At 66.1% G+C, this 12188-nt stretch carries 10 protein-coding genes; 8 read left to right on the top strand and 2 right to left on the bottom strand.

Annotated features, from left to right (window positions below):
- Nucleotides 1-99 precede the first annotated feature (99 nt).
- The 3 genes from hflK (at nucleotide 100) to ACFOOQ_RS02430 (ending at nucleotide 3739) form a co-directional block, all read left to right on the top strand.
- Nucleotides 100-1275 carry an FtsH protease activity modulator HflK gene (hflK, locus tag ACFOOQ_RS02440; protein WP_379721254.1) on the top strand — a complete coding sequence of 392 codons (1176 nt, stop codon included), beginning with the start codon at nucleotides 100-102 and terminating at the stop codon, nucleotides 1273-1275.
- A gap of 13 nt (nucleotides 1276-1288) precedes the next feature.
- Nucleotides 1289-2167, top strand: coding sequence for a protease modulator HflC (hflC, locus tag ACFOOQ_RS02435; protein WP_379721251.1), 879 nt, complete (start codon nucleotides 1289-1291; stop codon nucleotides 2165-2167).
- A gap of 81 nt (nucleotides 2168-2248) precedes the next feature.
- Nucleotides 2249-3739 carry a DegQ family serine endoprotease gene (locus ACFOOQ_RS02430; RefSeq protein ID WP_379721248.1) on the top strand — a complete coding sequence of 497 codons (1491 nt, stop codon included), beginning with the start codon at nucleotides 2249-2251 and terminating at the stop codon, nucleotides 3737-3739.
- 90 nt (nucleotides 3740-3829) lie between these two features.
- On the opposite strand, the gene ACFOOQ_RS02425 is transcribed toward ACFOOQ_RS02430, so the two are convergent.
- Together ACFOOQ_RS02425 and serB are read right to left on the bottom strand one after the other, a co-directional pair.
- Complete coding sequence (locus ACFOOQ_RS02425; RefSeq protein ID WP_379721245.1) at nucleotides 3830-4447, bottom strand: ATP-dependent Clp protease proteolytic subunit; 618 nt, start codon at nucleotides 4445-4447, stop codon at nucleotides 3830-3832.
- A 319-nt stretch (nucleotides 4448-4766) separates the two neighbouring features.
- Entirely contained in the window at nucleotides 4767-5666 is a 900-nt protein-coding gene (serB, locus tag ACFOOQ_RS02420; protein WP_379721242.1) for a phosphoserine phosphatase SerB, read from the bottom strand.
- A 54-nt stretch (nucleotides 5667-5720) separates the two neighbouring features.
- On the opposite strand from serB, the gene miaA reads away from it, so the two are divergent.
- The 5 genes from miaA (at nucleotide 5721) to ilvD (ending at nucleotide 12158) form a co-directional block, all read left to right on the top strand.
- Nucleotides 5721-6707, top strand: a complete 987-nt coding sequence (gene miaA, locus ACFOOQ_RS02415) for a tRNA (adenosine(37)-N6)-dimethylallyltransferase MiaA (protein WP_379721239.1) — start codon at nucleotides 5721-5723, stop codon at nucleotides 6705-6707.
- Nucleotides 6708-6859: 152 nt separating this feature from the next.
- Nucleotides 6860-8626, top strand: a complete 1767-nt coding sequence (locus ACFOOQ_RS02410; protein WP_379721236.1) for an acetolactate synthase 3 large subunit — start codon at nucleotides 6860-6862, stop codon at nucleotides 8624-8626.
- Between the two features lie 37 nt (nucleotides 8627-8663).
- Complete coding sequence (gene ilvN / locus ACFOOQ_RS02405) at nucleotides 8664-9179, top strand: acetolactate synthase small subunit (protein WP_379721233.1); 516 nt, start codon at nucleotides 8664-8666, stop codon at nucleotides 9177-9179.
- Nucleotides 9180-9229: 50 nt separating this feature from the next.
- Entirely contained in the window at nucleotides 9230-10252 is a 1023-nt protein-coding gene (gene ilvC / locus ACFOOQ_RS02400) for a ketol-acid reductoisomerase (RefSeq protein WP_379721230.1), read from the top strand.
- Nucleotides 10253-10328: 76 nt separating this feature from the next.
- Complete coding sequence (ilvD, locus tag ACFOOQ_RS02395; protein ID WP_379721227.1) at nucleotides 10329-12158, top strand: dihydroxy-acid dehydratase; 1830 nt, start codon at nucleotides 10329-10331, stop codon at nucleotides 12156-12158.
- Nucleotides 12159-12188: the final 30 nt, after the last annotated feature.

The raw sequence follows: 12188 nt of genomic DNA, 5'->3' as shown, positions 1-12188 counted from the left end.
CGTCCGGTCGGTCATCTGACGGCCCGGGCCCAGTCATCCGGGCAGGGACGACCCGTAATATGCGGGTTATCACCAAAAAGAACGAAGAAGGACGGTAGGATGCCCTGGAGCAATCAAGGTGGGGGTTGGCAAGGCGGTGGTGGCGGTCGGGGGCCCTGGGGACAGGGACCACGCGGCAACGGCCCGTCCGGCTCGGGTGGCGGCGGCCCCAATCCTCCCAATCTTGAGGAACTGCTGCGGCGCAGCCAGGACCGTTTCCGCCAGTTCATGCCCGGCGGCAGCGTTTCGGGGCGCGGCATCCTGCTGCTGATCCTGGTTGCCATTGCCATCTGGTTCGGCACCGGCTTCTACCGCGTCGATACCGACGAACAGGGCGTCGTGCTGCGCTTCGGCAAGGTGCATGCCGTGACCGAGCCGGGCCTGCGCTATCGCCTGCCCTGGCCGATCGAGAGCGTGCTGACGCCCAAGGTGACCACGGTCAACCGCGAGGAAATCGGTTTCCGCAGTCTCGGCGACGTGGCCGGCCGCGGCGGCACCCAGCAGCGCGACGTGCCGGAAGAAAGCCTGATGCTGACCGGTGACGAGAATATCGTCGACATCGACTTCACCGTGCTGTGGCAGGTGAAGAACGCCGGCGAATACCTGTTCAACGTGGTCGACCCGTCGCGCACCATCAAGCAGGTCGCCGAAAGCGCCATGCGCGAGGTGGTCGGCAAGAACAACATCCAGTTCATCCTGACCGACGGCCGCACCAAGGTGGCGAATGATACCCGGGTGCTGATCCAGAAAGTCCTCGACGACTACAAGGCCGGCGTGGTGATCACCCAGGTCGCCCTGCAGCGCACCGAGCCGCCGGCTTCGGTGATCGACGCCTTCCGCGACGTGCAGGCTGCCCAGGCCGACCGCGAGCGTGCCCAGAACGAGGCGGAAGCCTATCGCAACGACATCATCCCGCGCGCCCGCGGCGAAGCGCAGCATATCGTGCAGCAGGCCGAGGCCTACAAGCAGGAGGCGATCGCCAACGCCCAGGGCGAGGCGAGCCGCTTCTCGCAGATCTACGAGCAGTACCGCCAGGCCAAGGAAGTGACGGCCAAACGCATGTATCTCGAGACCATGGAGCAGATCCTGCAGGGCACCAACAAGATCATCATCGACGAGAAGAGCGGCAAGGGCATCGTGCCCTACCTGCCGCTGACCGAACTGCAGAAGGCAATGCCACAACAGCCGCCGGCGTCGTCTTCGCTGTCGCCCTCGTCTCCGACCGTGAAGCGCTGAGGGAGGACACGCCATGAACCGCTCCCTCGTCATTCTCGCCGTCGTCGTGGTCGCCGCCGGCATCCTGCTCAAGAGCTCGCTGTTCACCGTCTACCAGTCGCAGCAGGCGCTGGTGGTGCAGTTCGGCGATCCGCGTGAAGTAATCACCGAACCGGGCCTGAACGTGAAGATCCCGTTCATCCAGGACGTGGTCTACTTCGACAAGCGCATTCTCGGCCTCGACGCCCAGCCCGAGGAAATCCTGACCACCGACCAGCGTCGCCTGGTGGTGGACAGCTTCGTGCGCTATCGCATCGTCAACCCGCTGCTGTTCTACCAGACCGTCCGCAACGAGTTCGGCCTGCGCGGCCGGCTGGCACCGAGCGTCGCCAACGCGCTGCGCGGCGCCTTCGGCAAGCTCGATGCGGTGACCATCATCTCGGGCGACCGCCCGCGCGCCATGGAGCAGGTCTACAATTCGCTGCAGGATGACGCCAAGCGGCTCGGCGTCGAGGTGGTCGACGTGCGCATCAAGCGGGCCGACTTCCCCGACACGATCAGCCAGGCGATCTTCCGCCGCATGCAGACCGAGCGTCAGCGCGAGGCCAACGAGCAGCGCGCCACCGGCGCCGAGCTGGCCGAGAAGATCCGCGCCGAAGCCGAACGCCAGCGTACCGTGCTGCTGGCCGAGGCGCGCAAGCAGGCCGATATCCTGCGTGGTGAGGGTGATGCCCAGCGCACCAAGATCTTCGCCGATGCGGCCGGCAAGGACCCCGAATTCTATACCTTCTACCGGTCGCTGCAGGCTTACTCGAAGGCCCTGCAGCACAACGACACCACCATGGTGCTGTCGCCGGATTCGGAATTCTTCAAGTATTTCGACACGCCGCCCGGTACAGCGCGTCAGAAGTAAAAATCGTGCCGACGCCCGCAGGCGGTGACGGGCAGGGCGCCGCCGGCGGGCGGCGCAGAGGTGAGTGACATGAGGACGACCATGCAGCGCGGACACTTCCGTATCGCGGGCGGTTTCGCCGCCCTTCTGATGTTCCTGACGGTGCTGATGGCTGGCGGCATGGCCCAGGCGCGGCCGCCGGAAGGCGATTTCGCCGACCTGGCCGAAAAGCTGCTGCCGGCGGTGGTCAACATCTCGACCACCCAGACGGTGAAGGGCGGTCAGCTGCCGGAAGGCATGCCGCAGTTCCCGCCCGGCTCGCCGTTCGAGGAATTCTTCAAGGATTTCTTCGAGCGCCAGCAGCGCGAGGGCGGCGGCAAGGGCCCGCCACGGCAGATCTCCTCGCTCGGTTCGGGTTTCATCGTCGATGCCCGCGGCTATGTGGTGACCAACAACCACGTGATCGCCGATGCCGACCAGGTCCGCGTGATCCTGCATGACAACACCGAGCTTGAGGCCAAGATCGTCGGCCGCGATCCGGAGGTCGACATCGCCATCCTCAAGGTCGAACCGAAGAAGCCGCTGACCGCCGTGCAATGGGGCGATTCCGACAAGCTGCGGGTCGGCGAATGGACCCTGGCGATCGGCAATCCGTTCGGGCTGGGCGGCACGGTGACCGCCGGTATCGTTTCGGCGCGCGGCCGCGACATCAACGCCGGCCGCTACGACGATTTCATCCAGACCGATGCCTCGATCAACAAGGGCAATTCCGGTGGCCCGCTGTTCAACAAGGCCGGCGATGTGATCGGCATCAACACGGCGATCTTCTCGCAGTCGGGCGGCTCGATCGGCATCGGCTTCGCCGTGCCGGCCAACCTGGCGCGGCCGGTGGTGCAGCAGCTGATCGAATACGGCCGCACCCGGCGCGGCTGGCTCGGCGTGCAGATCCAGTCGGTCACCGACGAGATGGTCGATGCGCTCGGCCTCAAGCAGGCGCGTGGCGCGCTGGTCGCCAAGGTGATCCCGGGCGGCCCGGCTGAAAAGGCCGGCATCGAATCCGGCGACGTGATCGTCGCCATCGACGGCAAGCCGGTCGATACCACCAACGCATTGACCCGTGCGGTGGCGGAAAGCGCGGTCGGCCGTACGATCAGCGTCGACCTGATCCGCAAGGGCAAGACGCGCAGCGTCAAGGCGACGCTCGGCGAACTCGAGGCGGCGCTGGCCTCGGCCAAGGCGGAGAGCAAGGCCAAGGGCGACGACAGCCGCCAGGCGCCGGGCAAGAACGAGACCGAACTGGCCGATCTCGGCCTGCGCATCGCGCCGCTGAACAAGGAGCTGCGCAAGCAGTATGACATCAAGGACGACGTGCGCGGCGTGGTGATCACCGATGTCGACCCGAACGGCCCGGCCGCCCAGCGCGACGTGCGCGCCGGCGACGTGATCATCGAGGTCGCCCAGTCGGAAGTGCGCAACCCCGACGACGTCACCGAGATGCTGAAGGCGCTGAAGGATGCCAAGCGCAAGGTGGCCCTGCTGCAGATCCAGCGCTCGGGCGAGCCGCGTTTCGTGCCCGTCCCCTTGAAATCATAGGGGCCGCTCAAGTCGTAAGGCTGCGACAGGCACCCGACAAAAAAGGCCGGCTGAAAAGCCGGCCTTTTTCATGTCTGCGGTACAGGCCGCCTATTCGATCTCGGCCGCGTTCTGCACGATCTTGCCGACCAGGCCGTATTCCTGGGCCGCCTCGGCGCTCATCCAGAAATCGCGGTCGGTGTCCTTCTCGATCCGCTCCAGCGGCTGGCCGGTCTCGCGGGCGAAGATCTCGTTCAGCCGCTTGCGCATGCGGATGATTTCCTTGGCCTGGATTGCGACATCCGACGCGGTGCCCATGGCGCCGCCGGCCGGCTGGTGCAGCAGGAAGCGGGTGTTCGGCAGGGCGAAGCGGTTCTCGCGCTGGGCGGCGGCAAAGATCAGGGCGCCGGCCGAGGCGACCCAGCCGGTGCCAACCACGCGCACCACCGGCTTCACGAACTTGATCATGTCATAGATCGTGTCGCCGGACTCGACATGGCCGCCCTGGCTGTTGATGAAAATGGTGATCGGCTCGTCGCCGGCGGCCTGCAGGGCCAGCAGCTGGGCGGAGACCCGCTCGGCCAGCTTCTGGTCGATGCCGCCATAGATCAGGATGGTGCGGGCCTTGAACAGACGCTCGCCGAGGACCGGAAACTTCTCTTTTTCCTTGTCCTTCTCTTCGCCGTTCTTTTCCGGCTCGTCGTCGTTCATGAGATTGCGGTTCAGCATGCGACAGAAAACTCCCTGAAGGGTTCCAAATCTGGGTATCCCATGGGGCCGGCACTGGCAAGGCTCAGGCCCGGGCGGGACAGGATGTGGCCCCTCCATATGGGGTGGCGCGGGCAGCGGCGCCAGTCCCTGGGCGGCACTTTACAGGGCGAACCGCGGGGTTCGGCCGGCAGAAAGGCGTGGATGCCCGGGTCGAGCCCGGGCATGACGATGTGTGTGAATGAGGGTCGCTAACAAAAATCGTCACCCTCGGGCTACCGGGTCCGACCACAGGTCGGACCGGCGGTAAACTTCACGACCCGAGGGTCCACGCTTTTGTTTATCCCCGGCCGGAAATCTCGTCGCGGCGATAGCCTTGGGCATAGAGCAGGGCGGTCAGGTCGCCGTGGCGGATGTTGTATTGCGCCGCCTCCTGCACCTTGGGCTTGGCGTGGAAGGCGATGCCCAGGCCCGCCTCGCCCAGCATGGCGAGGTCGTTGGCGCCGTCGCCGACCGCGATGCAGTCCGCCGGGGTGATGCCCTTCTGGCTGGCGACGCGGCGCAGCGCCTCCAGCTTGGCCTCGCGGCCCAGGATCGGTTCGCGGATGCCGGCGATGGCGCCGTCTTCCACGATCAGGTGGTTGGCCTGCTGCTCGTCGAAGCCGAGCTGCGCGGCGATGCCCACCGTGTAATGGTCGAAGCCGCCGGAAACCAGCGCGCAATAGACGCCATGCTGTTTCAGCGTGTCGACCAGCGCGGCGGCGCCGGACATCAGCTTGATCTTCTCGGCCACCCTGTCGAGCAGGCTGGCCGGCTGGCCCTTCAGCAGGCCGACGCGCTCGCGGATCGCCTCGTAGAAATCGAGTTCGCCGTTCATCGCGCGCCGGGTGATCTCGGCGACCTGTTCGCCGATCTCCGCCTCGTAGGCCATCTCGTCGAGCATTTCGTTGCGGATGATGGTCGATTCCATGTCGGCGACCAGCGCCTGCTTGCGGCGGTTCTCGGGCTTCAGGATCAGCACGTCGACCGGCATGCCGCGCAGGGCGGTGCGGGCCGCCGCTTCGGCCTCGGCCGGGGCCACGTTGTCGAAGGGGATGTCGCAGGCGACGCCCGGATCGAGCCAGTCGGCGGGGCCGACCTTGCCGCGCGCCAGCGCCAGCGCGTCGCGCACGGCGTTGGACAGCCGCGGGGTCAGCATGGCGTTGCGGGGATCGGTGATCAGGGTGAGAATGTTTTGCATCCGCCTGTTCTAGGGCCGTAGCGGGGGCGGCGCAACAGCCGCTACCCTGCCGGCATGACGGCTATCCCCGGCGTTCCCGATCTGCCCGCATCTGCCCCGATCCTCGTCGTTGCCGGTCCGACCGCCAGCGGCAAGTCGGCGCTCGGGCTGGCGCTGGCCGAGCAATTCAACGGCACGGTGATCAACGCTGACAGTATGCAGGTCTACCGCGACCTGCGCGTCCTGACCGCCCGGCCGACGCCCGCGGAAGAGACCCGCGTGCCGCACCGGCTCTATGGCGTGCTCGACGGCGCGGTGCATGGCACGGCCGCCCTGTGGCGCGGCATGGCGCTGCAGGCGATGGTGGAAACGGTGGCTGAAGGTCGCCTGCCGATCCTGCTGGGCGGCACCGGGATGTACCTGCGCGGCCTGTTCGAGGGGCTGGTGGATATCCCTGCGATCCCGGCCGAGGCACGGGCGGACGCCCGGGCGAAGCTTGCCCAGGTCGGCCCCGAGGGCCTGCATCTGGCGCTGTCGGCGCTGGACCCGGACACCGCGGCCCGCCTGATGCCGGGCGACAGCCAGCGGCTGGTGCGGGCCTATGAAGTCGCACTCGGCACCGGCCGGGGGCTGGCCGCCTGGCAGGCCGACAGTCCGGCGCCGCCGCTGCCCAATCCGGTGTTCCGCCTGCTGCTGCGGCCGCCGCGGGATGCGCTCTATGCCCGGATCGACCGTCGTTTCGAGGCCATGCTGGCCGCCGGCGCGCTCGACGAGGTCCGGGCGATGCTGGCGCGGACCGACCTGCCGGCCGACGCGCCGATGCGCAAGGCCCATGGATTACCCGAGCTTGTTCAGTATCTTAATGGTGAAATGGCACTCGATGAGGCGGTTCGCATCGGTCAGCTCAACACCCGGCATTACGCCAAGCGCCAGACCACCTGGTTCCGGCACCAGGTCCAGCCGGACCTGGTTGTGGAAAATGACCTCGGACGGCAAGAAAATTTCAACCCTGAGGCAGAAATCTTTCCATTCATTGTGAGATACCTATTGACCGCCCCTTGACCGCCCGATTAGGTTGGCGCGCTTTTCGCGGCCGGGGGATCCGTTTCCCGGCCGCTTGAGTTCCGTTCCACCGGACACAGATTACGTCCGGTCCGTTCTCGCAAGACAATAGGTGGGTTATGCAATCCGCGAAGCAGCCCGCGCCGGCCCAGATGCCCAAACAGCAGATGAGCGGTGCCGAATTGATGATCAAGGCCCTTGTCGATCAGGGGGTCGAGGTCATTTTCGGCTATCCGGGCGGTGCCGTGCTGCCGATTTACGACGCGCTGTTCAAGCAGAATGCGATCCGCCACATCCTGGTGCGCCACGAGCAGGGCGCGGTTCACGCTGCGGAAGGCTATGCCCGTTCGACCGGCAAGCCCGGCGTGGTGCTGGTCACCTCGGGGCCCGGCGCCACCAATGCGGTGACCGGCCTGACCGACGCTTTGCTCGATTCGATCCCTGTGGTCTGCCTCACCGGCCAGGTCGCCACCCATCTGATCGGCAGCGACGCTTTCCAGGAATGCGACACCACCGGCATCACCCGGCCCTGCACCAAGCATAACTACCTGGTGAAGTCGGCCGACGATCTCGCCCGCGTGGTCCATGAGGCCTTTTACGTCGCCACCAGTGGTCGTCCCGGCCCGGTGGTGATCGACCTGCCCAAGGATGTGCAGGTGGCGCAGGGCGCCTATACGCCGAAGGACAACGTGCGCCACAAGACCTACCGGCCCCAGGTCGATGGCGACGTCGCCAAGATCAAGGAGACCGTGGCGCTGCTGGCCGCGGCCGAGCGGCCGATCTTCTACACCGGCGGCGGCATCATCAATGCCGGGCCGAAAGCCGCGGCGCTGCTGCAGGACTTCGTCAAGCTGACCGGCTTCCCGATCACCAATACGCTGATGGGGCTCGGTGGCTATCCGGGTACCGACCGGCAGTTCCTCGGCATGCTCGGCATGCACGGCACCTGGGAAGCCAACCACGCCATGCACGACTGCGACGTGATGCTGGCGATCGGCGCCCGCTTCGACGACCGCATCACCGGCCGGCTGAATGCCTTCTCGCCGGGCTCGACCAAGATCCATATCGACATCGACCCGTCGTCGCACAACAAGACGGTGCATTGCGACATTGCCATCGTCGGCGATGCCGCCCGCGTGCTGGAACAGATGATTGCCGCCTGGAAGGAGGGCGGCTACAAGCCGAACCGTAAGGCGCTCGATGCCTGGTGGGCGCAGATCGACCAGTGGCGCGCCCGCGACTGCCTGAAATTCACCCAGGGCGACAAGATCATCAAGCCGCAGTATGCCATCCAGCGGCTCTACGAACTGACCAAGGACCGCGACACCTTCATCACCACCGAGGTCGGCCAGCACCAGATGTGGGCGGCGCAGTTCTACAAGTTCAACCAGCCGAACCACTGGATGACCTCGGGCGGGCTGGGCACCATGGGCTACGGCCTGCCGGCGGCCATCGGCGTGCAGCTCGGCCATCCCGGCAAGCTGGTGGTCGACATCGCCGGCGAGGCCTCGATCCTGATGAACATCCAGGAGCTCGGCACCGCGGCGCAGTTCCGCCTGCCGGTCAAGGTGTTCATCCTCAATAACGAGTACATGGGCATGGTGCGCCAGTGGCAGGAGATCCTGCATGGCGGCCGCTACTCCCAGAGCTATTCGGAATCGCTGCCCGATTTCGTCAAGCTGGCCGAGGCGTTTCACTGCAAGGGCCTGCGCGTCACCGATCCGGCCGACCTCGACGCCACGATCCGCGAGATGGTCGCCTATGACGGCCCGGTCGTGGTCGATGTCGCCGTCGACAAGGCGGAAAACTGCTTCCCGATGGTGCCTTCGGGCGCGGCGCATAACGAGATGATCCTGCCCGATCACCGCGCCAGCGACCGCGAGCCGACTGTCAGCGAAGACGGCATGGCGCTGGTCTGACCGGCCGCCTGATCCAGAAGAAGAAAGTCTTTTCCCGATGTCCGCGCCGCAGCAGCCGATCCAGTCCCATATCCTCTCCGTGCTCGTCGACAACGAGCCCGGCATTCTCGCCCGTATCGTCGGGCTGTTCTCCGGCCGCGGCTACAACATCGAAAGCCTGACCGTCGCCGAGGTCAACGACGCCGCCCATCTGTCGCGCATCACCGTGGTCACCTCAGGCCCGGCCGCCGTGATCGAGCAGATCAAGGCCCAGCTCGGCCGCCTGGTGCCGGTGCACAACGTGCACGACCTGACCGTCGAGGGGCCGCATATCGCTCGCGAACTCGCCCTGATCAAGGTGGCCGGCAGCGGCGAGAAGCGCGTCGAAAGCTTGCGCATCGCCGATATTTTCCGCGCCCGCGTGGTCGACAGCACGATCCAGTCCTTCGTTTTCGAGATGACCGGCAGCACCGAGAAGATCGCCGCCTTCATCGAGCTGATGAAGCCGCTCGGCCTGATCGACGTCTCGCGCACCGGCGTGGTGGCGATCAGCCGCGGCCCCAGCGCCCTTTAGAATTGACCGAACCCGAATAGCAACACACGCAGTCCCGAGGAGATACGACTATGCGCGTTTACTACGACCGCGATGCGGACCTGAACCTGATCAAGGGCAAGAAGGTTGTCATCGTCGGCTACGGCAGCCAGGGCCATGCCCATGCCATGAACCTGAAGGACAGCGGCGTGAAGAACATCGCCGTGGCGCTCCGCAAGGGTTCGGCCGGCGTCAAGAAGGCCGAAGAAGCCGGCTTCAAGGTGATGACGCCTGCCGAGGCCGCCAAATGGGCCGACGTGGTCATGGTGCTGACCCCGGACGAGGGCCAGGGCGACCTGTGGATCAACGACCTGCGCGACAACATGAAGGAAGGCGCTGCCCTTGCCTTCGCGCACGGCCTGAACATCCACTTCAACCTGATCGAGCCGCGCAAGGACCTCGACGTCTTCATGATCGCGCCGAAGGGTCCGGGCCATACCGTGCGCTCGGAATACCTGCGTGGCGGCGGCGTGCCCTCGCTGGTCGCCGTGCACCAGAATGCCTCGGGCAATGCGCTCGAGATCGCGCTGTCCTATGCTTCGGCGAACGGCGGCGGCAAGGCCGGCATCATCGAGACCACCTTCCAGGAAGAATGCGAGACCGACCTGTTCGGCGAGCAGGTCGTGCTCTGCGGCGGCCTGGTCGAGCTGATCAAGGCCGGCTACGAGACCCTGGTCGAGGCGGGCTATGCCCCCGAGATGGCCTATTTCGAGTGCCTGCATGAAGTGAAGCTGATCGTCGACCTCATCTACGAGGGCGGCATCGCCAACATGAACTATTCGATCTCGAACACCGCCGAATACGGCGAATACGTCACCGGCCCGCGCATCATCACCGCCGAGACCAAGGCCGAGATGAAGCGCGTGCTGGAGGATATCCAGTCCGGCCGCTTCACCCGCAACTGGATGCTGGAGAACAAGGTCAACCAGACCTCGTTCAAGGCGACCCGTGCCAAGCTGGCCCAGCATCCGATCGAGGATGTCGGCGCCAAGCTGCGCGCCATGATGCCGTGGATCTCGAAGAACAAGCTGGTCGACAAGGACCGCAGCAACTGATCTCCGGCTGATCCGGACTTCAACGACGGCCGCCGGAGCGATCCGGCGGCCTTTCTGTCCCACGGAGGGAAGCCCCATGCCCGCCTATCGTTCCAGAACCACGACCCATGGCCGCAACATGGCCGGCGCGCGCGGCCTGTGGCGCGCCACCGGCATGAAGGACGAGGATTTCGGCAAGCCGATCATCGCCATCGTCAATTCCTTCACCCAGTTCGTGCCCGGTCACGTACACCTGAAGGACCTCGGCCAGCTGGTCGCGCGCGAGGTCGAGGCGGCCGGCGGCGTCGCCAAGGAATTCAATACCATCGCGGTCGATGACGGCATCGCCATGGGCCATGACGGCATGCTGTATTCGCTGCCGTCGCGCGAGATCATCGCCGATTCCGTCGAATACATGGTCAACGCCCATTGCGCCGACGCCATGGTCTGCATCTCGAACTGCGACAAGATCACGCCCGGCATGCTGATGGCGGCGCTGCGGCTCAACATCCCGGTCGTCTTCGTCTCCGGCGGCCCGATGGAGGCCGGCAAGGTCCTGCTCGACGGCCAGCAGAAGTCGGTCGACCTGATCGACGCCATGGTGGCCGCCGCCGACGACAAGATCAGCGACGCCGACGTCAAGGTGATCGAGCGTTCGGCCTGCCCGACCTGCGGCTCCTGCTCGGGCATGTTCACCGCCAATTCGATGAACTGCCTGACCGAGGCGCTCGGCCTGTCGCTGCCGGGCAACGGCTCGGTGCTGGCCACCCATGCCGACCGCAAGCGCCTGTTCGTCGAGGCCGGCCATCTGGTGGTCGAGCTGGCCAAACGCTATTACGAGCAGGACGACGCCAGCGTGCTGCCGCGCAATATCGCCAGCTTCGCCGCCTTCGAGAATGCGATGACGCTCGATATCGCCATGGGCGGTTCGACCAACACGGTGCTGCATCTGCTCGCCGCCGCTTATGAGGGCGAAGTGGGCTTTACCATGGCCGACATCGACCGCCTGTCGCGCCGCGTGCCGGTGCTGTGCAAGGTGGCGCCGGCCAAGTCCGACGTGCATATGGAAGACGTCCATCGTGCCGGCGGCATCATGGCGATCCTGGGCGAACTCGACCGTGCCGGCCTGCTCGATACCTCGGTCGGCAGCGTGCATGCGAAGACGCTGGGCGCGGCGCTGGACCGCTGGGATGTCATGCGCAGCAAGGATAGTGCCGTGCAGGAGTTCTACCGCGCGGCGCCCGGCGGCGTGCCGACCCAGGTGGCCTTCTCGCAGTCGCGCCGCTATGACAGCCTCGACACCGACCGCAAGGCCGGGGTGCTGCGCGACGCGGAGCATGCCTTCTCGAAGGACGGCGGCCTTGCCGTGCTCTACGGCAATCTCGCCGAGGACGGTTGCATCGTGAAGACCGCCGGCGTCGATGACTCGATCCTGAAATTCTCCGGCCCGGCGCATATCTTCGAAAGCCAGGACGATGCCGTCGCGGGGATTCTCACCGGCAAGGTCAAGGCCGGCGAGGTCGTTCTGATCCGCTACGAGGGGCCGCGCGGCGGCCCCGGCATGCAGGAGATGCTGTATCCGACCAGCTACCTGAAGTCGAAGGGACTGGGCAAGGCCTGCGCGCTGGTCACCGATGGCCGCTTCTCCGGCGGCTCGTCCGGCCTGTCGATCGGCCATGTTTCGCCGGAAGCCGCCGAAGGCGGCACCATCGGCCTGGTGCAGAGCGGCGACGTCATCGAGATCGACATCCCGAACCGCAGCATCACCCTCAAGGTCGATGACGCCACGCTGGCCGCGCGCCGCAAGGCGCAGGAGGCTGCCGGCTGGAAGCCGGCGGCGCCGCGCCAGCGCAAGGTCAGCACGGCGCTCAGGGCCTATGCGGCGCTGACGACGAGCGCGGCCAAGGGCGCGGTGCGCGTGGTCTGACCCGCCTCTTTAGCGGACAGGAATAGACGA

Source organism: Ferrovibrio xuzhouensis (assembly GCF_042648965.1).
In the GTDB taxonomy this organism is placed as follows: Bacteria; Pseudomonadota; Alphaproteobacteria; order Ferrovibrionales; family Ferrovibrionaceae; genus Ferrovibrio; species Ferrovibrio xuzhouensis.
This window is presented reverse-complemented; position numbering and strand designations above follow the sequence as displayed.